At 31.0% G+C, this 22048-nt stretch carries 19 protein-coding genes; 10 read left to right on the top strand and 9 right to left on the bottom strand.

The genetic code is table 11. From position 1 onward, the window contains the following. Nucleotides 1–161: 161 nt before the first annotated feature. Nucleotides 162–1901, top strand: coding sequence for a hybrid sensor histidine kinase/response regulator (locus APS56_RS03590; RefSeq protein ID WP_054724848.1), 1740 nt, complete (start codon nucleotides 162–164; stop codon nucleotides 1899–1901). Nucleotides 1902–1916: 15 nt separating this feature from the next. On the opposite strand, the gene thrC is transcribed toward APS56_RS03590, so the two are convergent. From thrC to thrA, 3 genes are all read right to left on the bottom strand, one after another. Next, a complete protein-coding gene (gene thrC, locus APS56_RS03585; RefSeq protein ID WP_054724845.1) occupies nucleotides 1917–3209 on the bottom strand; it encodes a threonine synthase in 1293 nt (430 codons plus the stop codon). 123 nt (nucleotides 3210–3332) lie between these two features. After that, on the bottom strand, nucleotides 3333–4259 hold the full coding sequence (locus APS56_RS03580) for a homoserine kinase (RefSeq protein WP_054724843.1): 927 nt from the start codon (nucleotides 4257–4259) through the stop codon (nucleotides 3333–3335). A gap of 38 nt (nucleotides 4260–4297) precedes the next feature. Further along, entirely contained in the window at nucleotides 4298–6742 is a 2445-nt protein-coding gene (gene thrA / locus APS56_RS03575; RefSeq protein WP_054724841.1) for a bifunctional aspartate kinase/homoserine dehydrogenase I, read from the bottom strand. A gap of 347 nt (nucleotides 6743–7089) precedes the next feature. Here thrA and APS56_RS03570 point away from each other — a divergent pair, with 347 nt between their 5' ends. Then, nucleotides 7090–8655: a bifunctional ADP-dependent NAD(P)H-hydrate dehydratase/NAD(P)H-hydrate epimerase gene (locus APS56_RS03570; protein WP_054724839.1), complete on the top strand. Its 1566-nt coding sequence runs from the start codon at nucleotides 7090–7092 to the stop codon at nucleotides 8653–8655. 12 nt (nucleotides 8656–8667) lie between these two features. Here the strand turns inward: APS56_RS03570 and APS56_RS03565 are convergent, their stop codons facing one another. The 5 genes from APS56_RS03565 to APS56_RS03545 form a co-directional block, all read right to left on the bottom strand. Then, nucleotides 8668–9522 carry a substrate-binding domain-containing protein gene (locus APS56_RS03565; RefSeq protein ID WP_054724837.1) on the bottom strand — a complete coding sequence of 285 codons (855 nt, stop codon included), beginning with the start codon at nucleotides 9520–9522 and terminating at the stop codon, nucleotides 8668–8670. Nucleotide 9523: 1 nt separating this feature from the next. Further along, nucleotides 9524–10387, bottom strand: a complete 864-nt coding sequence (locus tag APS56_RS03560; protein ID WP_054724835.1) for a nucleoside phosphorylase — start codon at nucleotides 10385–10387, stop codon at nucleotides 9524–9526. 8 nt (nucleotides 10388–10395) lie between these two features. Next, nucleotides 10396–11328, bottom strand: a complete 933-nt coding sequence (locus tag APS56_RS03555) for a hypothetical protein (RefSeq protein ID WP_054724833.1) — start codon at nucleotides 11326–11328, stop codon at nucleotides 10396–10398. Between the two features lie 3 nt (nucleotides 11329–11331). Then, nucleotides 11332–11658, bottom strand: a complete 327-nt coding sequence (locus APS56_RS03550; protein ID WP_054724831.1) for a translation initiation factor — start codon at nucleotides 11656–11658, stop codon at nucleotides 11332–11334. A gap of 74 nt (nucleotides 11659–11732) precedes the next feature. Further along, complete coding sequence (locus APS56_RS03545) at nucleotides 11733–12680, bottom strand: isopenicillin N synthase family dioxygenase (protein WP_054724829.1); 948 nt, start codon at nucleotides 12678–12680, stop codon at nucleotides 11733–11735. 178 nt (nucleotides 12681–12858) lie between these two features. Between APS56_RS03545 and APS56_RS03540 the strand changes: the two genes are divergently transcribed. Continuing rightward, on the top strand, nucleotides 12859–13275 hold the full coding sequence (locus tag APS56_RS03540; protein ID WP_054724826.1) for a 3D domain-containing protein: 417 nt from the start codon (nucleotides 12859–12861) through the stop codon (nucleotides 13273–13275). Nucleotides 13276–13555: 280 nt separating this feature from the next. Next, on the top strand, nucleotides 13556–14230 hold the full coding sequence (locus APS56_RS03535) for a hypothetical protein (protein ID WP_054724824.1): 675 nt from the start codon (nucleotides 13556–13558) through the stop codon (nucleotides 14228–14230). Nucleotides 14231–14239: 9 nt separating this feature from the next. On the opposite strand, the gene mgrA is transcribed toward APS56_RS03535, so the two are convergent. Beyond that, on the bottom strand, nucleotides 14240–15253 hold the full coding sequence (mgrA, locus tag APS56_RS03530; protein ID WP_054724822.1) for an L-glyceraldehyde 3-phosphate reductase: 1014 nt from the start codon (nucleotides 15251–15253) through the stop codon (nucleotides 14240–14242). Nucleotides 15254–15461: 208 nt separating this feature from the next. Here mgrA and APS56_RS03525 point away from each other — a divergent pair, with 208 nt between their 5' ends. The 6 genes from APS56_RS03525 to APS56_RS03500 all read left to right on the top strand — a co-directional run bounded on the left by APS56_RS03525 (nucleotide 15462) and on the right by APS56_RS03500 (nucleotide 22047). Then, a complete protein-coding gene (locus APS56_RS03525) occupies nucleotides 15462–17018 on the top strand; it encodes a DEAD/DEAH box helicase (protein WP_054731126.1) in 1557 nt (518 codons plus the stop codon). Between the two features lie 323 nt (nucleotides 17019–17341). Next, nucleotides 17342–17794, top strand: coding sequence for a cold-shock protein (locus APS56_RS03520; protein WP_054724820.1), 453 nt, complete (start codon nucleotides 17342–17344; stop codon nucleotides 17792–17794). Between the two features lie 39 nt (nucleotides 17795–17833). Continuing rightward, nucleotides 17834–18682 carry a DMT family transporter gene (locus tag APS56_RS03515; RefSeq protein WP_257720170.1) on the top strand — a complete coding sequence of 283 codons (849 nt, stop codon included), beginning with the start codon at nucleotides 17834–17836 and terminating at the stop codon, nucleotides 18680–18682. A gap of 2 nt (nucleotides 18683–18684) precedes the next feature. Next, complete coding sequence (locus APS56_RS03510) at nucleotides 18685–19986, top strand: MFS transporter (RefSeq protein WP_054724818.1); 1302 nt, start codon at nucleotides 18685–18687, stop codon at nucleotides 19984–19986. 89 nt (nucleotides 19987–20075) lie between these two features. Continuing rightward, nucleotides 20076–21128 carry a glycosyltransferase family 9 protein gene (locus APS56_RS03505; protein ID WP_054724816.1) on the top strand — a complete coding sequence of 351 codons (1053 nt, stop codon included), beginning with the start codon at nucleotides 20076–20078 and terminating at the stop codon, nucleotides 21126–21128. A 37-nt stretch (nucleotides 21129–21165) separates the two neighbouring features. Further along, nucleotides 21166–22047 carry a carbon-nitrogen hydrolase gene (locus APS56_RS03500; protein ID WP_054724814.1) on the top strand — a complete coding sequence of 294 codons (882 nt, stop codon included), beginning with the start codon at nucleotides 21166–21168 and terminating at the stop codon, nucleotides 22045–22047. Nucleotide 22048 lies beyond the last annotated feature (1 nt).

Genomic DNA, 22048 nt, shown 5'->3' with positions numbered 1-22048 from the left:
TTTATAGTCTGATTTTCTGTCAATTAGATTGTTTGTAGTTAGTTTTTAACAGATAAAAAAGTTCTGTTTTTTTATTAAAATAACAACCGTTAAGTAAAAAAAACAAGCAACTCTTGCTTTTAATCGTCAAAAAGTGTTCTTTTGTCTATTATTATTAGCAAATGAAAGAAGGAATACATAGTCTTAAATTCAAAGACTTAAGACAAAAAACATTTTTTAAGCTTGCAATTCGGGTCTATATTTTTGCCACCTTGGCCAATTTTTATTATACCGTTATTAGTTTTTATCATGGTTTTACAACTTCTGCAGTAATAACTATATTCCCTCTAATTGGCTTTTTATTAAGTGTTTATGTTTTTATCGTTAAGAGGAATTATTTAGCAGGACCGTATTTTGTTTATATAACTTTAGGAATTGCCACTTTAGGTTTGTCTTATTTAGAAGGAATAATGTCTGGTTACTATTGGTTTCAATTAGGTTTAATTTTTTCTTTACCTTATGTCATTCGTCGTGAAGTGTATTTTCAAAAACATACCAATATTTTATACACTATTACTATTATATTTTTAGTTATTTCTTTTTTAATTTCTCCAATGTATTCAGAGTATTATAAAGAGTTGACAAGAGAACAGATCCATTATAGGTTTATTTTAAATTCATCTATAAATTTTTTACTTATAATGGTGTTTTCCTTACAAGCATTAAGTCATAATAAATTTTTTATAAAAAAAATAAATGCAGATAAAGAGATTGCTGAAAATGAAAAAGATAGAAGAACAAAGGTTTTATCTAATTTGGGACATGAATTGCGCACCCAAATAAATAGCATTAATGGTGTAACCCAATTAATATTAGGCAGTGATACAAATGAGGTTCCAAACAAAAAATATTTTGAAATTTTAGATTGTTGCAATGATAATATGTTGTTGTTGGTGAATGATATGTTGGACATACATAAAATTGAATCTGGTCGTTTTGAATTATTTAAAGAACCGAAGGTGTTATTTGATTTTTTAAATAAAATTACTATTCCATTTATTAATAAAGCAGAAGAAAAAAACTTAGAACTTCATTCTTATATTGATCCAAAATTAAAAGATGTTATTGTTAATGTAGATGAAAAACGTATAGCTCAGGTTGTATATAATTTGATTTCTAATGCGATAAAGTTTACAGAACAAGGTAGCATAACATTTTCTGTGGAAGTAAAAGATTTGAATAAGCATCAGGTTGATGTTCAGTTCATTGTTAATGATACCGGCATAGGTATTGCTCCTAAGAATATTAAGAAAGTTTTTGAAAGTTTTCATCAAATTCAGAATGAAAGCAATCCTGTATACGGGGGAACAGGATTAGGCTTAGCAATTTCCCAGTCTATTATTGCTGCGATGGATTCAGAAATACGTATTGAGAGTCGATTGAATAAAGGAACTCGTTTTTATTTTCCGTTAACATTTGAACGGGTTGAAGCTTTGCCAAATAACTTAGTCAAAAAAGAAGCTTTTAGTGACGATTTTTTATTGAATTCTAACATATTAGTAGTTGAAGACAATATGGTAAGCATGATGTATGCTAAGAAGCTTTTAGGAAAACACGTTGCTAACGTGTATGAAGGAACAAATGGGGTTGAAGCTATAGAAAGAATTAAGGCTCACAGTGATATAGATATTGTGCTTTTGGATTTAGAAATGCCAATAATGAATGGTTTTAAAGCAATAGCACATATTAAAAAACATAGACCAGATGTTACTGTTATTGCATTCACAGCCAATATACCAAGTACAGAGATTATTAATAAATTGGATGATTTAGGCTTTGATGATATTCTCTCAAAGCCATTCAATAAAAATGATCTTTTTACGGTATTGAAACAATACGCACAATCTATAGATTTTGCATGAGAATTTAATACCTCATTATTTCAATAAAAAAGTTTTTAACTCATCATAAGTAGAAATATTAACAGACACTTTGTCTTTGCCCATAACGCTTTGTATTTGCTCAGGTAAAGGCTGTTTATCTTTAATAACTTCTTCAACCACATCTAAAAATTTAGTAGGGTGTGCCGTTTCTAAAAATACACAATGTGCTTTTGGGTTTTCTTTTAAGTAAGCTTTGCATCCCAAATAGCCAACGGCGCCGTGTGGATCTGAAACATAGTTATAATTGTTATAAATTTCTAACATGGCTTTTTTGGTTTCATTGTCAGAAAAACTGTACGAATACATGTTTTCTTTTAAAGTTTTAAACTCGTTTTTGTAGATTTCTTGTATTCGAATAAAATTACTCGGTGAACCAACATCCATAGCATTACTTATGGTTTGTATTGAAGGTTTTGGTTCATACAATTGAGATATCAAATAGCGTGTAACTACATTATTAGCATTGTTTGATGCAACAAAATGATTGATTGGTAGCCCTAATTGTTGTGCCATCATACCTGCGCACACATTTCCAAAGTTTCCACTTGGTACTGAAAAAACAATATCATTATATTTATTATGAAGTTGTTTGTAAGCGAACATAAAATAGAATAATTGAGGCAGCCAGCGTGCTACATTAATGGAATTAGCGGAAGTAAGTTGCATTTTACTAATTAAGTTTTCATCTAGAAAAGCAGTTTTAACCATGGCTTGGCAATCGTCAAACGTGCCATTCACTTCTAATGCTTTAATATTTTGCCCAAGAGTTGTTAGTTGTTTTTCCTGAATATCACTTACTTTTCCACTAGGATAAAGAATCACGACGTTAACACCTTTAACACCTAAAAAACCATTAGCTACAGCACCTCCTGTATCGCCAGAAGTAGCTACTAAAACGGTGACTTCTTTATCGTTATTTTGATTGAAATAACCTAAGCAACGTGCCATGAAGCGTGCGCCTACATCTTTAAAAGCCATAGTTGGGCCATGAAATAATTCTAAAGTAGAAATGGAGTCATTTAGTTTAACTACAGGAAAGTCAAAGGATAAGGTTTCTTCAACAATTGCTTTTAAAACTGCTTCAGGAATTTCAGGTAGTACAAATTGTTTAATAGCTTCAAAGGCAATTTCCGAATGCGATACGTTATCAATATTATCAAAAAAATCTTTTGACAATGGCGTAATATTTTCAGGGAAATATAGTCCTTTGTCTGGAGCTAACCCTTTTATAACGGCATTTTTAAACGTTGTGTTTGGTGCTTTTTTGTTTAGCGAGTAGTAGTTCATTTTTCTGTTATTCCTTTTGTCTGTGTGTGTTGATAAATCGAAGGGAGGAATCTGTTTTTATTAATAATTCGTAAATATGTCTTGCTATTTTTTCTTCTTACGTAAGATGTCCTATTCTAAATTTTAGTCTATAATTTTAACACCATCTACATTAATTTTTGATACATGCATATCAAATTCAATACCTGTTTTTGCATATAAGGATTCAATAGCATTTTTTACATGGTTAGCTGTTTTTAAACCTTTACATAGCGAAAAAATAGAAGGGCCAGATCCTGAAATCCCACAACCTAATGCTCCTGCTTTTAAAGCTGTAGTTTTTATCTCATTATAGTGAGGTATTAGCTTACTTCTATGTGGTTCTACAATAACATCGTGTAATGATTTTTGAATCAAATCATAATTACTTGTATGTAAAGCATGTACTAAACTTCCAAAATTTGCCCATTGTGTAATGGCATCACTTAGGGCAACTTCCTTAGGAAGGATAGCTCGCGCTTCAGATGTTTTTATTTCTATTTGAGGGTGAATAATAGTTGCAAATATAGCATCGGGCGATGGTAATTCTAAAATTTCTAATGGCACTAAGCTTTTAACTAACGTAAAACCTCCAAAAAGGGCAGGAGCCAAATTATCGGCATGTTCACATTTACTAGCTAATGCTTCGCCTTGAATGGCAAATTTTGTAAGCTGCGTTTTATTAAAAGGCTTTCCAATGAGTTCATTCATACCAAAAACACTACCTACAGCACTAGCAGCACTGCTACCAATACCACTACCAGGTTTTATATTTTTGTAGATTTCAATTTCAAATCCAAAATTAACGTCTATAGCTTCATACATAGCTAATGCTGAAACACCAGCAACATTTAATTCAGCTTCATAAGGTAAATTAAAACCTCCTTCAATTTTAGTGATATAGATGCCTTTTTTATCTGTTTTTCTTATAACCATTTGGTCTCCAACACTATCTAAGCAGAATCCAAGCACATCAAAACCACAGGCCACATTAGCAACGGTTGCAGGAGAAAATATTTTTATTTCATTCATTTAAAAACTTTTTGTTAATTTTAAAGTAGGAGGTTTAATTATTCATTTCCAACTCTAATAATATCTGCAAACAAGCCTGAAGCCGTTACATCTGCACCTGCACCTGCACCTTTAATAATCATAGGTTGTTTTGGGTAGCGTTGCGTGTAAAACATAACAATATTATCGCTTCCTTCTAAATTAGAGAATGGATGACCTATTGGAATTTCTTGTAAGCTAACACTCGCTTTACCATTATCAAATTTTGCAACATATTTTAGTTGACAGTTATTAGCTTTTGCAGATGCAAATAATTTTTGGTAATGAGCTTCATCAGCAATTAGTGTTTCGTAAAAATCATTTACACTATCACTTTTTAAACCAGATTCAGAAAGGAAAGGAATATTTTCTATGTCTTCTAAATTCATTTCAACACCACTTTCTCTTGCTAAAATTAAAATTTTACGAGCCACATCTACACCACTTAAATCTATTCTTGGATCTGGTTCAGTATATCCTTCTACACCAGCTTGTTTTACCACGTCATGAAATTTAGTGGTGTTATTAAAGTTGTTAAATACATAATTTAAACTACCAGATAAAACAGCTTGAATAGAGTTTACTTTGTCTCCAGAAGCTATTAAATTATTTAAGGTGTCTATAATTGGTAATCCTGCGCCCACATTGGTTTCAAACAATAAAGGAGCATTGTATTTAAGTGATAATCGTTTTAATAGTTTATAATTTTCATAATCACTTGAACAGGCAATTTTGTTACATGCCACAACAGCTATACTACTTCTTAAATAATTTGCATATAAATTGGCTACATCATAATTAGCTGTAACATCTACAAAAATACTATTACGTAAATTCAATGTTTTTGTCTTTTCAAAGAATCCTTGAAGTGATGCTTTTTCTCCTTCTTTTAACAGATCCTTCCAGTTGTTTAAATCAATGCCGTCCTCATTAAAAATCATGGTTCTGGAATTTGATAGTCCAGCAATTCGCAAGTTTATTTTTAAATTTTCTTTTAGGTATTTACGTTGCTGTTTAATTTGTTCAACTAATTTTTCACCTACATTGCCAACGCCTGTAATAAAAACGTTAAGTTGTTTTGTTTTTATTTCAAAAAATTGTTCGTGCAGTGTGTTAAGCGCTTTTTTAACATCACATTGTAAAATAACAGCAGAGATGTTTTTTTCAGAAGCTCCTTGGGCAATGGCTCTAATATTGATATTATTTTTACCTAGTGTGCTAAACATTTTGCCGCTAATCCCTTGGTGATTTTTCATATTATCACCCACTAAAGCGATAATTGATAAGTCTCTTTCAACAATGATTGGGTCTATTTTGTGAAGTTCTATCTCATTTTCAAAAGTAGTGTCAATTGCTGCTTTAGCAGCATGTGCATCTTTTTCTTCAATACCTAAACAAATAGAATGTTCTGAAGATGCTTGCGTAATCATGATTACGTTAATTTTTTCTTGAGATAAGGTTTCAAACAAACGTCTTGAAAACCCCGGTATCCCAATCATACCACTTCCTTGTAAAGTTAAAAGAGCAATGTTATTTATATTGCTGATACCTTTTACAGGTGATGTAGAATGTGCATCTTTATTTGAAATAATGGTTCCAATAGCTTCTGGGTCTAAAGTGTTTTTTATGTGAATAGGAATGTTTAAATCTAACACAGGTTGAACCGTTGGTGGATATAATACTTTAGCTCCAAAATGCGACAGTTCCATTGCTTCTTGATAGGATATTTTTTCAATAGGGTAGGCTTGTTTTACCAATTTTGGGTTGGTTGTAAACATTCCGCTAACATCCGTCCATATTTCTAATTGGGTTACATTTAAGGCTGCAGCTATAATAGCAGCTGTAAAATCAGAACCACCACGACCTAAGGTAGTTTGTTCGCCAGATTTTGATCTAGAGACAAATCCAGGAAGTATAGTAATGCGTTCTTTAGCAGATTTAAAGTATTCTAAAATGTTTTTATCGGTGATTTTATAATCTACTTCCGCTTTTGTAAAGTTGGAATTGGTAACTACAATATCCTGTGAGTTTTTACGTTCAGCAGAAATATCTCGGCTTTTCATGGTTTCTGCTATGATAAAAGACGATAGCAACTCGCCAAAACTTACCAATTTGTCAGATGTTTTTGGAGATAATTCGTTGATTAAAAAAATGCCATCTAATAAGCTCTTAAGTTCGTTTAATTTTTCTTGAACATAGCTAATTATAGGTTCATTTTTAGTAGGAATTAATTCCTTTACAATGGAAATGTGAATTTCTTTAATGGTTTTAAAGGCCTCATTAAAATCTTCGTCTTTATTTTTAGCTAAGTCTCCAGCTACTAATAATTTATCAGTAATACCACCAACAGCTGAAACAACACAAACAACAGAATCTGTTTTGGAATAGTTTGTTAATATGTTAATGACTTTATTTATGTTTTTTGAAGAACCTACTGAAGTTCCTCCAAATTTTAAAACCTTCATTTTTTAATGAATTAATGTTTGAATATGTGATTTTGAGAAAATGCAATATTTATCATTGCAAAGATAGTCCGAATAAATATATAAGCCTAGTAACCCCAAGGGGTAATTGTAAAGGTTGTTATTTCAAAAATAGCAATAGCTTCTCTTAAAAAAGAAGGAATAACAAGAGTTGTATTTAAGTTTAAAAGATTCATTTTTCTAAATAAACATTTCAAAAGTATTACTTTTAGACTAATAAAAAAACAAAAAACAGCTTTTTGAGTAATTCTTAAGAAGAATGTTATTATTTTTAAAAAAAATGTAGCTTTTTTAATTAGAATTGTGAATCAATAAAAATAGATTTTCTTGTGAAAATATTATCAAAAGACCAAATTTACGAAGGGGACAAGTTAACAACAGAGCGTCAAAATATTTCATCAACAGATTTGATGGAGCGTGCTGGAACCCAAATTTTTAATTGGTTACACACACGCATGCAAGGTGCACAAGTACCTATTCATGTATTTTGTGGCATTGGAAATAATGGGGGTGATGGTTTAGTGGTTGCAAGGCATTTAATTATTCATGGATACCATGTAAAAACCTATGTGGTTAATTGTAGTGATAAGCGTTCGAAAGATTTCTTAATTAATTATGATAGGATAAAAAATGTAACCAAAGATTGGCCAACACTATTGAAGTGTAAAGAAGATTTTCCTTCCATAGCGTCACAAGATATAATTGTAGATGCTATTTTTGGAATAGGGTTAAATAGACCTGTTGATAACTGGGTAAAGTCATTGTTTATGTATTTTAGAAATACTAAAGCGTATACATTATCTATTGATATTCCTTCTGGATTAAATACTGAAAGATCCCCTAAGGATGAGGATGGTGTGGTTTGGGCAAGTTATACCTTGAGTTTTGCTTCACCTAAATTGGTTTTCTTTTTACCAGAAACAGCCAAGTATACTACGCAATGGGAAATTTTAGATATCGGTTTAGATACCAAATTTATGACTGATGTGTCTACCCAGGCGGAACTTGTTGGAAAATATGATGTGCTACCTATGTATAAACCAAGGGGCACTTTTTCCCATAAAGGATTATTTGGACATGCACTAATTATTGGTGGTAGCTATGGAAAAATAGGAGCACTTATCTTAGCAAGTAAGGCTGTATTATCATCAGGAGCAGGATTGGTAACGGTATTTATCCCTAAATGTGGTTACGTGCCTTTACAATCTTCATTTCCAGAAGCTATGGTAATAACTGATATTGAAAATGAGTTTATTTCTAATATTACTTTTAATATTACTCCAGCAGTTATAGGTGTAGGGATTGGATTAGGAGTTCACCCAAAAACAATCAGGGCTTTTGAAACTTTTTTAAAACAAAACCAAACCCCCTTAGTTATTGATGCTGATGGCATTAATATTCTTTCAAAAAATAAATCTTTGTTAAAATTAGTACCAAGTGCATCTGTATTAACACCACATCCAAAAGAGTTGGAACGTTTAATTGGTAGTTGGGAAGACGATTTTGATAAAATTGATAAAGTAAAAACCTTTTCCAAAACCTATAACTTAATCATTGTAATTAAAGGCGCAAATAGTATGACGGTTTTTCAGGATAAAATATATATTAACTCTACAGGCAATCCAGGACTATCTACTGCGGGCAGTGGAGATGTGTTAACGGGTATTATTACAGGTTTAATTTCCCAAGGGTATGAATCGTTGTCTGCAACTATTTTTGGGGTTTATTTACATGGGAAATCTGCGGACATTGCAGTTCAGAAGTATGGGTACGAAAGTTTGATTGCAAGTCATGTGATTGAATATTTAGGAAATGCTTATATAGATTTGTTTAAGGAGCCTGAAGTATCTAAAATGTCAGAAGGTGAATCAACTAAAAAAGAAAGTAAAAAATAATTGTTTTTGATTTTATAGTTTACTAATCAGTGTGTTGTGATTGGCAATTTCTGGAATAATATTCAATGAAAATAATTGTTTTTGGGTGTTTTCCAGTATGTTTTCATCAATCATAGTTTGCGACCATTCTGTAATAGATAACCATTCTTGAACATCTTTAAGTTGTAACTTATAACGCTTAGATATAATTTTGTCTATGTTTGGGGTCTTTTTAAAGTTAGTTGTAATTTCATTTATGGTACTTAAAATAGTTTTTAAAGTGTCTTTATTGTCATTAACAAACTCTGTTCTAACAGCAATAACAAAACATGGCCATGGAGAGGGACAATTTCCAATGTTTCTAAATATACCATTGTCTACCAATGGTTTTGTGGTGAATTTTTCCCACAAAAAATAATCGGCATCTCCGTTTGTTAATCCTTTAATAGCGCCTTCTAAATTTTTTACAACTTCAAAATCGAGATCATTTTTTATATTCCAATTATTATTTTGGGCATTTATGTAAGTCATTAAGTGAGAGCCTGAACCATACCTACTAATGGCTGCTTTTTTCTTTTTTAAGTCGTTTATTTTATAATAGGGAGAATTAGCGGCTACGTGAATACCCCAATTCAATGGTGTTTGTACATATGTTTGAAGTATTTTAGTTGAGTTTGTTTCAATAATATCTTTAATAATGCCTTCAGTTAAAATAATAGCGATATCAATAGTTTTATTTTGAAGAGCATTACACATAGCACCTGTGCCACCAGGGAAATCTAACCACTTTAAATTAATATTATTTTTAATAAATAAACCTTTTTCTAATGCTAAGTGCCAAGGCAAATTAAAATGTTCAGGTACGCCACCTATTGTAACTTTTATCATTTTATATTTTTTTCAAAGTATATTGAATTAATTTTTCAATGATTTCTTCAGGGTTTTTACTGAAATTTCCTAAAACTCTATTGGCTATTATGGCATTTAAAGATATAGCTTGATGCCCTAATAGCTTGGATAAACCATATATGGCAGCCGTTTCCATTTCTAGGTTTGTTAACCGTAAGCCTTTGTATTCAAAAGAATCCATTTTATCATTTAGAGCATCATCTTGTAACTGCAGCCTTAAAACGCGTCCTTGTGGACCATAAAAGCCATTGGCAGTAGCTGTAATACCTTTAAAAGTATCATTACTTTCAAACTGACTTTCTAAAAGACGGCTGTTTTTTACAAAGACAGGTTTTGCTTTAAATTTATGCCAATTGGTATGTTTTATAAAAGCTTCTTCTAAATGTGAGTTACAAATTTTTTCGGAGTCATATGTGTGAAATAGTCCACTAAATTCTATTGCAAGTCTACTTATTAAAAAAGAATCTACAGGAATATCACTTTGTAATGAACCAGAAGTGCCAATTCTAATAATTTTTAAAGCTTTAAAGTTATTTTTTATGGTTCGAGTTTCAAAATCGATATTTACAAGGGCGTCTAATTCATTTAAGACAATATCAATATTATCACAACCTATGCCTGTGGAAAGTACTGTAATTCTCTTGTTATCATAAGTGCCCGTTTGTGTTTTAAACTCTCTTTTTTGAGTTTCAAATTCAATATGATTAAAATGTTTAGTAATGTGGTGTACTCTATCAGGGTCTCCAACTAAAATGATGGTGTCTGAAATGTTTTCAGGTTTTAAATTTAAATGATAGATGCTACCATCTGGATTTAATATTAGTTCGGATGCTTTTATAGACATTTATAATATTATTGTACGGATTCAACCAATTTATTTAGCCTTTTGCTAAATTTAAAATCTATTTTGTTTACACCTCCAAAAATCATTTTTGAATTAATTTCAGAGGAGAAGTTATGATGACCCAATAGTGCTTCATATCCCTTTCTATTAAGTTTTATACGGCCTTCTGTTTCAGAAAAGAAAATACTGAGTTTTTCGAACATACGAAAAAATTGTAAATCGCCATAACCGTAATAGCCTTGAAAATTAAGTGCATATCCTAATAAATGGTGTCTGGATTTAATAGTGTGCTTTTTTATAATCTCTAAAATATTAGTTTCTAAAATATTTAATCCTGATTTTGAGTCAGGAAAACGTTGTAAGTGAGCTTTTAGGCAATTACTTAAATATTGAAAAGAAGATGTTTTAACAAGAAATGGTTTAATTAAATTATGGTCTTTCCCACAGTATATTTGCCAAATATCTTTACATTCTTGAATGTCTTTTTCTTGTAGCAATGTTTTGTTTTTATAGTGAAACATTAGTTGTTTAGATGATAATTCAGAAAGGGCTTTTAGGTTTTTTTCGCCTTCAACTCTACCGCTACATACCAAATGTATAGGAAGTGTTATGCCCTTTTGTTTTATCATATTTACAACTGCCAACATATTGATATGACAAAATAAATCATATTCAAACCAAAGTACAATTTCTGTGTAGGACTCAGGTTGGTTAAGTTTACTTATTTCTTTATTGAATTCTTTGGTATTAAAATCAATATCATAAAATTTTTTTAAAAAGTCAGAGCGCATTTTTAAAAATTCTTCAGAGCCTACGTGATAAGTTGTAGGTCCTTCGCAGAGTATTTCTTGCCAAGTAATAATATCATCAGTTAAACCTAAATCTAAAAGAATATTAGTAAGATGATCGCCATTAGTGATATGAAGTGCTTGGTTATTCATAAATTACCCTCCAACCCGTTTCACACTAAAGCCTTTATCTTTTAATATTTGCATGATTTTATCTCGGTAATCACCTTGAATAATAATTTTATCATCTTTAAAACTTCCGCCAACACTTAACGTAGTTTTTATTTCTTTGGCTAATAATTTAAAATCTTCTGTAGCGCCTGTGTAGCCTTCTAAAATTGTAATAGGCTTGCCTTTTCGTTTTTCATATTTGCAAATAATTGGATCGTCCTGTATCCAAATATCCGATGTGTTTTCAGGTTCGCTTGATACTTCTTCTTTATGATCAGGAAATAGGTTTTTTAGTTGGTCTTTTAAATCCATTTTTTTACTATTTAGTGTCAGTATAAATGAGAGTTTTAAACTGTATTTTATATTAGCAGCCGCTGATAACTTATTTATTTCTTCAACCCCAATTCTATCAATCGTTCATTTAAAAATTCGCCAGCAGTAATGTCCTCAAAAGCTTTAGGGGTAGTCTCATTAATACAGCCATCCAAAACATTTAACTTCATACTACTTACCGGGTGCATAAAAAATGGAATGGAATATCGTGAAGTACCCCATAATTCTTTAGGTGGATTTATTACACGATGTATGGTTGACTTTAGTTTGTTATTGGTGTGTCTTGAAAGCATATCTCCAACATTAATCATTATTTCATCGGGCTCTGCAATAGCATCAATCCATTCGCCATTATGGTTTTGCACTTGAAGGCCTTTTCCTTGTGCACCCATTAGTAAGGTAATTAAATTAATGTCGCCATGAGCTGCAGCTCGAACCGCTTCTTTAGGCTCTTGTAAAATAGGTGGGTAGTGGATAGGTCTTAAAATGGAATTTCCATTATGTATATAATCATCAAAATAAGTTTCTTCTAAATTTAGATGAATAGCCAAAGCACGTAGTACATATTTGGCTGTTTTTTCTAACATTTTGTAAGCTTCCTTTCCTACTTTATTAAATTCAGGCAATTCTTCAACAATTACATTATTAGGGTATTCAGCTTCAAGTTTTGGATTGTCTTCAACATATTGCCCAAAGTGCCAAAATTCTTTTAAATCGCCTTCTTTTTTTCCTTTGGCACTTTCTTTACCAAAGGATACATAACCGCGCTGCCCTCCAATACCTGGAATTTCATATTTTTGTTTGGTTTCAATAGGAAGACTAAAAAAATTCTTGACTTCAGTATATAATTTTTCCACTAAATTGTCATCTAAAAAGTGGCCTTTTAATGCTACAAAGCCTATATTTTGGTAAGCTTCGCCAATGCTGTTAACAAACTGTTGTTTTCTAACAGGATCATCAGATATAAAATCATTTAAATCAACACTAGGAACTATTTTCATTTTCAAATTTTAAAAGAATGTGTCTTACAAATGTACAAAGATTGTTATAATGCCGACTTCTATATTTAGATAAGTTTCCATCAAAAAAACACTTATTGATATTTTAAGTTATAATTTTAATTGATAACTAATTAGATACAAATTAGTATATTGTTATAATTAATCAACAATATTTATTTTGAAAATTAAATTTTTAATATTTCTACTGGTTTTGGCAAGTTGTAAAAAAAAGGAGGAAGATTTTTATGAAAAAAATTATACTTGGCAAGCACTAAAGGTAACTGCAACAGCATACAACTCTGTAGTTAATCAAACAAATGATAACCCAAACCTTACCGCTTTTGGCGATAGTTTAAAGCCTGGAATGAAATGTATTGCAGTTTCTAAAGATTTACTAATAAAAGGTTTAAAACACAATACACCTGTTAAAATTGAAGGGTTTAATGATGTGTATATAGTAAAAGATAAAATGCATTCGCGTTGGAAAAACCGTATTGATATTTACATGGGAGAGGATGTACAGGCAGCTAAAGAGTGGGGGAGAAAAAAACTAAAAATTGAATATGGTGTTCCTAAAGAATCAGGCTTAGACTAGCAATTTAGGTGTGAATTATTATAAGCGTAGCCTCCGTTATTATCAGTAATTTATTTAAATCCTTATATATTTTGATATTGTTGCAAGTAAAACAAATTTTAAAATAATAATCCCATAATTTTCATACAATTATTTTTATTAATTAGTTTAAAAAACTGTTTTTTATCATTAAATTTTATGTTAGGAATAGTTTTTGTGTTAAAGATGTCAAAAAATTAAGGAAGGGTTCCTTGGTATTTCAGATAAAGAAATATCTTTGAATTGTCATAGAAATATGCAAATGAAATTATATATAATATTTATTCTCTTTTTTACGCTAAGCCTTTCTGTTCAAGGACAGGTCATTAATGATAGTAAGAAAAAATCTGTAACATTACCTCCTGTAGAAAATAGTAAGGAAACACCAGAGTCATTTGCTGAGCAGCCAAAGGAACTGGATGATTATAAGGGCATAACTTCTCCAAAAGTAACTAAAGACTTAAGTTTACCAAAGAAGGAATTTAGTATGTTTCCAGATGAGCAATTTGGGGACCCTGGAGAGCAATATATCAAACAAATTAATAAAAACATTGAAGATTTAAAGTTAACTCCAGAGGAGGTTGAGCAGAAAAATGGTAGTAGTACCGACCAGTATTTTGGAGATTTTAAAAGTAATGCGGCGTATGTAAATGTTGTTTACAGAGATCATGGCTATGTGGATGGAGATATTATTCAGGTGAGAGTCAATGATGATGTTATTCATCCAAGAGTGTTTTTAACAGGAGGATTTAAAGGGTTTAAACTGGATTTGCAATCAGGTTTTAATAAAATAGATTTTGTAGCCTTAAATCAAGGGAGTTCCGGGCCAAATACTGCAGAATTTAAGGTGGTAGACGATAAAGGAAATCTTGTTTCTCAAAATAGATGGAACCTTTCAACTGGGGTTAAAGCTACTATAATTGTAATGAAAGACTAAGTTTGAAAATTAAGCAACAATGCTATCTATTATTTTTAATTCTTCATCTGTAAAGTTTAAATTATCCAAAGCCTTTACATTGTCAATTAGTTGATTTGTAGAACTAGCTCCAATTAAAACAGAAGCCACTTGCGGTTGCCTTAAAATCCATGCAATAGCCATTTCCGATAGTTTTTGTCCGCGAGCTTCAGCTAAAATGTTTAGTTTTTGGATTTTATCAATATGGCTATTAACAGTGTCTGTGTTCAAATAAGTCAAATCTTTAGCGGCTCTTGAGTCTTTAGGAATACCTTTTAAATATCGGTCTGTAAGCATACCTTGAGCTAAAGGCGAAAACGCAATGCAACCCACACCATTTTGTTCAAGTGTAATTAATAAATCTTTTTCAACCCAACGATCAAACATGGAATAGCGTGCTTGGTGTAGAATAAAAGGTATATTTTGATCTTTTAATAAGTCTGCTGCTTTTTTAGTATCTGCTGCCTGATAATTAGAAATGCCTACATATAATGCTTTTCCTTGCTTTACAATATCTGCCAAGGCTCCCATTGTTTCCTCTAAAGGTGTATTTGGGTCAGGTCTGTGATGATAAAAAATATCAACATAATCGAGCCCCATGCGTTTTAAACTTTGATCTAAACTCGCTATTAAATATTTTCTTGAACCCCAGTTTCCATAAGGCCCAGGCCACATATCAAAGCCTGCTTTGGTAGCTATAAAAAGTTCATCTCTGTAGGGTTTAAAATCAGCTTTAAAGATTTGTCCAAAATTTTCTTCTGCTGAACCATACGGCGGGCCGTAATTATTTGCTAAGTCAAAATGTGTAATGCCCAAATCAAAAGCACACCTTAAAATATTTCGTGCATTTTGTGTGCTATCTATGAATCCGAAATTATGCCATAAACCAATAGATAAAGCAGGTAAAAGGACACCGCTATTTCCAGATCTGTTATAAGTCATGGAGTCATAGCGTTGAGAATCTGCTAAATACGTTTCTGTTTCCGTTTTATCATTTATGTGCATAGTTTTTAAAATTAATTTTATAGCAGGTAAAGATATTAATTAGATAGCAAAAAATATAAAGAAACAAGTTGTTGCTGGATTATTTATTAAAATGAAGTTTTTTAGAGCTTTATTTTACTTCAAATGAAAATAATTATTTTTTTTCAGTTCAATCATTCGTTGTAAACCCTTGAAAGGTGTTATTTTTGCACGTCTGAAAACCAAAAATATGTCGAAAATTTCCACTTTAGAATTAGAAGAAAGAAACGAAGGTAAAAGTTTATATAGTTATCAAAAAGGAGCTATTGATAGAATTTTCAATTTATTTGATGAAGCCCCAGATGACTATCATTTACTGTATCAATTGCCGACAGGAGGTGGTAAAACCGTTATTTTTTCTGAAATGGTACGCCAATATCTCAAGCATCATAAAAAGAAGGTTTTAGTTATGACACACAGAATAGAGCTTTGTAAGCAAACTTCTGGTATGCTTACAGAATTTGGTGTTATTAACAAAGTGGTGGATAGTAAAGCAGATTTGAGTGACCAAGCAGATTATAGTTGTTTCGTTGCTATGGTTGAAACATTAAACAACCGTTTAAATGACGATAAATTAGATATATCAGATATTGGTTTGGTAATTATTGATGAAGCACATTATAATTCCTTTACTAAATTATTCAAGTTTTTCAGTCAATCATTTATTTTAGGAGTAACAGCTACCCCATTAAGTTCCAGCATGGAGTTACCTATGACCGATAATTATGATGAATTAATAGTAGGAGAAACTATAGAGTCTTTAATTCAAAACGGGTTTTTAGCACGTGCTGAAATGTTTAGTTATAATGTAGGTTTAACTTCTTTGGTTGTTGGAGCTAATGGTGATTATACGGTTAAATCTTCTGAAGACTTATATACAGATAACGACATGCTTACCAAATTGTTGCAAGCATATGAGGAACGTTCAAAAGGTAAAAAAACACTTATTTTCAATAATGGTATTAACACATCATTACATGTATATGATACTTTTAGACGAGCAGGCTACCCTATTGCACATTTAGATAATACCAATACTAAAAAGGAACGAGCTATGATTTTAAAGTGGTTCAAAAAAACGCCTGGAGCCATTTTAACCTCAGTAAGTATTTTAACCACTGGTTTTGATGAGCCAACGGTAGAAAGTATTATTTTAAATAGAGCAACAAAATCTTTAACGCTTTACTACCAGATGATTGGTCGTGGTTCACGTGTGTTAAAGGATAAGAAAACTTTTATCGTAATTGATTTGGGAAATAATTTTCATCGTTTTGGAGCTTGGGGTGAAGATTTAGATTGGCAACGCATATTTAAGTCACCTAATTATTATTTAGATTCTATTTTAAGTGATGATGATTTAGAAAGTAATTTTAGATATGAAATGCCAGACGATTTGCGTGCTGAGTTTGCCAAATCAAAAGATGTTTATTTTGACATTCAAAAAACCTATGTAGACTCCATTAAAAGTGGAGAATCTTCTAAAGTAGTTTTAGAGCGTTCTATAGCACAGCATGCTAAAATATGTATTGAAAATAGTGAAGATGTTTATGATGCATTAGCTTTAGCCAAAAAACTGGGAGATGATGTAGATTTTAGAATTCAACGTTACACAAAGTGTATTAGCAAAAGTACATATAATTTTGTAGAATGGTTAAAAGGAGATTATAAAAAGAAACTAAACGCTTATTTGAGATCTAATTTTGATGACGTATTTGAAGAAATACATGGGTATCCTCCAGAAGAATAACTCTATTAAGCATTTACTTTCTTAAGGTTTTTATTAGTTAGAACTTTTCAAGATTATTTTTTAACGTTTTATCAGCTGTTTTTTAGATATAGCTGTTCTACACTTCAAAATTATTATGAATAATGTGTTAAACGATGCATAAAAAAATAATTGACGAAATCTTAATGGGTTATAAGTAATATTTTGCATTTCAATATTATAAATTCTTAATTTAACGTATCTTTACACCATATAATAACTCATTAGAAAGTTAAAAAAACATATTATTTTTTTAAATTGATAAATTTTTTAAGTTTCGAATAAAAAATTTGGTAATATAAACTATGGCAAAATCTCAAGTTACATTTAATAAAATTGAAAAAGAAAAAAAGCGTTTAAAGAAGCGAGAAGAAAAGCAAAAGAAAAAAGAAGCGCGTAGAGCAGAGGCAAAGGAAAATCCTCAAGGGATTCAGTTTGCTTATGTAGATTTTAATGGAAACTTAACAGATACACCACCAGATCCAGATATGAAAGTAAAAGTGGAAGCCGAAAGCATAGAAATTGGTATTCCTAAAAAAGAAGATAGACCTGAAGAAGAGTTTAAAGCTAATGAAGGTAAGGTATCTTTCTTTGACCATTCAAAAGGGTTTGGTTTTATTATTGATAGTGTTAATCAGGAAAAATACTTTGTTCATGTAAGTGGATTACTTGATGAAATCAATGAAAATGATAAAGTGACTTACGAATTAGAGCGTGGGCAAAAAGGCATGAATGCTGTTCGTGTTAAAAAAATATAATAACAAACTTTTATTAGTTCACATTAATACTTTTCTTTTTTGGATATAAAAAAAGCAGTTTTGTTTATGCTTATCAGTACATTAGCATTTGCGTGTATGAATGCAAGCGTAAAGTTCTTAACAAACATTGGTGCGTATCAAATTGTTTTTTTTAGATCCTTAAGTTCTCTGTTTTTTACTTTAGGATTCCTTTTTAAAAATAAGATTCCTTTTTTAGGAAGCAATAAAAAACTACTTATTTTAAGAGGCTTGGTAGGGGTCACTTCCATGACCTTATTTTTTATGTCTACAAAATATTTGCCAATTGGCACGGCAGTTTCTTTACGTTATTTAGCTCCTATTTTTGCTGCTATTTTTGCTGTTTATTTTTTAAAGGAAAAAATAAAACAACTTCAATGGTTGTTTTTTATAATTGCTTTTATTGGTGTTTTAATTCTTAAAGGATTGGATACTGAATTAGATTCTTACGGATTATTACTTATTTTGATATCTGCTATTTTTAGTGGTTTAGTGTATGTTGTTATCAGTAAGATAGGAAAAAGTGAGCATCCAGTAGTTATTGTTAATTATTTTATGATTATCTCCACTATTGTTGGAGGTATTTTGTCTATTGGTAGCTGGGTTGCACCAATTGGAATGGAGTGGTTGTTCCTTTTCGCTTTAGGTGTTTTTGGTTATTTTGGTCAAGTTTATATGACAAAAGCATTTCAGTTAGCGCGTACCAGCCAAGTGGCACCATTAAAATATGCAGAAGTTATTTTTACTGTTCTATTAGGCTTAACTATTTTTGGTGAAATATACACATTATGGAGTTTGTTAGGAATCATTTTGATAATTTTAGGATTGGTATTAAATGGTCTGTATAAAGGACGTGCTGATTTACAATAAAAATGAGTAGTCCGAATAAATTCTCTTTAATAAACCCCAATAAATCTCCTGTTTTTTACGGATATATTGTTTTAATTTTTGGTAGTATAGGTGTTTTAGCCAGTATTCCAGGACAAACAGTAGGAGTCTCTGTTTTTACTGATCCCGTAAAAGATGCTTTAGGCTTGTCTCGCAATCAATTTAGCAATGCTTATATGATTGGTACTCTTTTTAGTTCTTTTTTTGTAAGTAAAGCAGGTGTTTGGTTTGATAAGTATGGTGCGAGATATGTGGCGTTTTTTGCAACTGTATTATTAGGGTTTTCGTTGATTTTATGTTCATTTTCAGTGAACATTAGTCAGGCCATTTCATCTTTACTAAATAGAGAAATCTGGTTCATTCCATTTACCGTAATAACGGGTTTATTTTTTTTAATAAGATTTAGCGGTCAAGGTATTTTAACCATGTCGTCTCGTAATATGATTATGATGTGGTTTGATAAACATAGAGGCAAAGTTAATTCTATTAGTAGTATTGGGGTATCATTAGGTTTTTCGGCTTCTCCAATATTGATGAATAAATTAATAGATGATAATGGTTGGGAAACTAGTTGGCAGTTATTAGCTTTATGCTTATTTATTTTTAGTTTCTGTATTCTACAATTTTACCGAAATAAACCTGAAGATTTTGGGATGAAACCTGATGGAGGTGTTTCAAATAAAAAAGCAGTGAGAATAGAGCATGTTGAGAACAACTTAACTTTGGAAGAGGCTAAAAAAACAAGAGCTTTTTGGGTTATTGGTTTTATATTAGCTTTTAATAGTTTTTTCTCTACAGGATTTACCTTTCATGTGGTTTCTATATTTGGTAGTCAAGATTATACTAAATCTCAGGCCATTTCTGTTTTTTTACCCATTTCAATCATTGCCATTTCTGTATCAACTTTATGTAATATTTTGAGTGACTACATGAAACATAAAATTTACATCTTAATCATGATTTTGAGTGGTGTTTTGGCTTCTATTGGGTTAATGTTTTTGTCAAACCCTATTGGACTTTATATGCTTATTTGTGGTTTAGGAGTTTTAGGCGGGTTGTTTTCAGTAGTAAATGCGGTTACGTGGCCACGTTATTATGGTAGAAAATATTTGGGTTCAATAACAGGTAAAGTCATGAGTTTTTTAGTTATTGCAAGTGCTATTGCTCCAAGTATGTTTAGTTATTGTTTTAGTATTTTAGGTTCATATAGCTATATAAGTTATGTTACTTTAGGGTTTTTAGTTATTTTGCTTGGTGCTTTTTTTAAAGTTAAAAATCCACAATAAAAAAAACATTTTATAAATTAAAAGCAGACTTAACTGAAGTTGGTTGGTGAGTTTAAAAAAATGTAATTTTACAAATTTAAATTAGTTAGATGTCCTTTTCAAGAAAAATTAATGCCAAAAGACGAAAGTTAACAAATGCGTTAACAAAAAATGTTGGAAATCAATCTTTAGATGAACAAATTGCAAAACATCCTAATGCAGATATTAAACGTGTTTTAATTTCAAGACCGAATCATAGGTTAGGAAATATGCTATTAATAACTCCATTAGTACAAGAGGTTATTGAAGCGTTTCCTAATTGTAAGATAGATTTATTTGTAAAAGGAGGGGTAGCTCCTATTTTATTTGAGAATTATAATCAAATTGATTATATAATTAAACTTCCTAAAAAACATTTTAATGATTTATTTGGTTATTTTAAAGGATGGTTTTTTATTAGAAAATACCATTATGATTTAGTTATTAATGGTGATAAAAATTCTTCTTCAGGAAGGCTTTCAACTAAATTAGCTAAAGGAACTTTTAAAATTTTTGGAGATATTGATGAAGCAGAAACATCTCAATATAAAGATTTTGTTCATATTGCCAAATACCCTATTTATAATTTTAGGCAATTTTTATTGAAAATAGGTATTGATAGAAGGCAAAAACCCATGCCATTATTGAATTTAAAACTTAGTGCTTCAGAAATTTTGAAAGGAAAGAAAATACTAGATGATTTGGTTAAGAACGATAAAAAAACCTTAGCGCTTTATACATTTGCAACTGCAGATAAATGCTATTCCGAAGATTGGTGGAATGAGTTTTATCAAAAACTTTTAACTGCGTTTCCAGACTATAATATTATTGAGGTGTTACCAGTAGAAAATGTGTCACAATTAGGCTTCAAAGCACTGTCATTATACAGTACAGATGTTCGTGAAATGGCTGCTTTGTTTGCAAACACTTCAATGTATATAGGTGCAGATTGTGGTATTATGCATTTAGCAAGTGCAGCATTAACAACTACAATAGGGTTGTTTTCAAGATCAAACCTACCTATTTATGAGCCTTATGGAAATGGAAGTATTGCTATTAACACCCAATCATGTGATACTGATTGTTGTATTGCTTCTATAAAAGAAGTGCTAAATCAATCATAAATTTTATTATTTTTAGCCTATAATTTTTCGATAAAAAATGAGGAAATATACCATAGCCGTTGTTCAATTAAATTTGAATGATATTCCAGAAAACAATTTAAAAAAGTGTGTTAGTTGGGTGAAACAAGCTGCAAAACAAGGTGCAGAAGTTATTTGTTTGCCAGAGCTTTATAGCAGCCATTATTTTTGTCAAAGCGAAGATACTGACAATTTTGCTTATGCAGAACCACTTTATAGCACCTCCTTTGTGGCATTTAGCAAACTTGCTAAAGAATTAGGAACAGTTATTATAGTACCATTTTTTGAAAAGCGAATGGCAGGTATTTATCATAACAGTGCTTATATAATTGATACTGATGGGAGTGAAGCAGGTTTGTATCGTAAAATGCATATACCAGATGACCCTCATTTTTATGAAAAATTTTATTTTACACCTGGTGATTTAGGTTTTAAAACCATCCATACTAAAAAAGGAAATGTTGGAACACTTATTTGTTGGGATCAATGGTATCCAGAAGCAGCAAGATTAACAGCATTAAAAGGCGCTGAAGTTTTATTTTATCCAACAGCTATTGGTTGGCATCCTCAAGAAAAAGAGCAATATGGGCCTAATCAATATGGTGCATGGATGAATGTTATGAAAGGACATGCAGTAGCCAACGGTGTATATGTTGCTGCAGCAAATAGAATTGGACTGGAAAAATATTTACCTAACACTGCGGGTATAGAGTTTTGGGGAGCTTCGTTTATAGCAGGACCACAAGGTGAAATTTTAGCACAGGCATCACATAACCAAGAGGAAATTATTATGGCTGATGTAGATCTGGATTTGCAAGAAAATGTGCGTCAGAACTGGCCATTTTTTAGAGATAGACGTATTGATGCTTTTGGAGATATTACAAAAAGAGCTATAGATTAAA

Source organism: Pseudalgibacter alginicilyticus (assembly GCF_001310225.1).
GTDB classification, from domain to species: Bacteria; Bacteroidota; Bacteroidia; order Flavobacteriales; family Flavobacteriaceae; genus Pseudalgibacter; species Pseudalgibacter alginicilyticus.
Note: the sequence above shows the minus strand (reverse complement) of the source record. Positions and strands in the feature narration are given on the sequence as shown.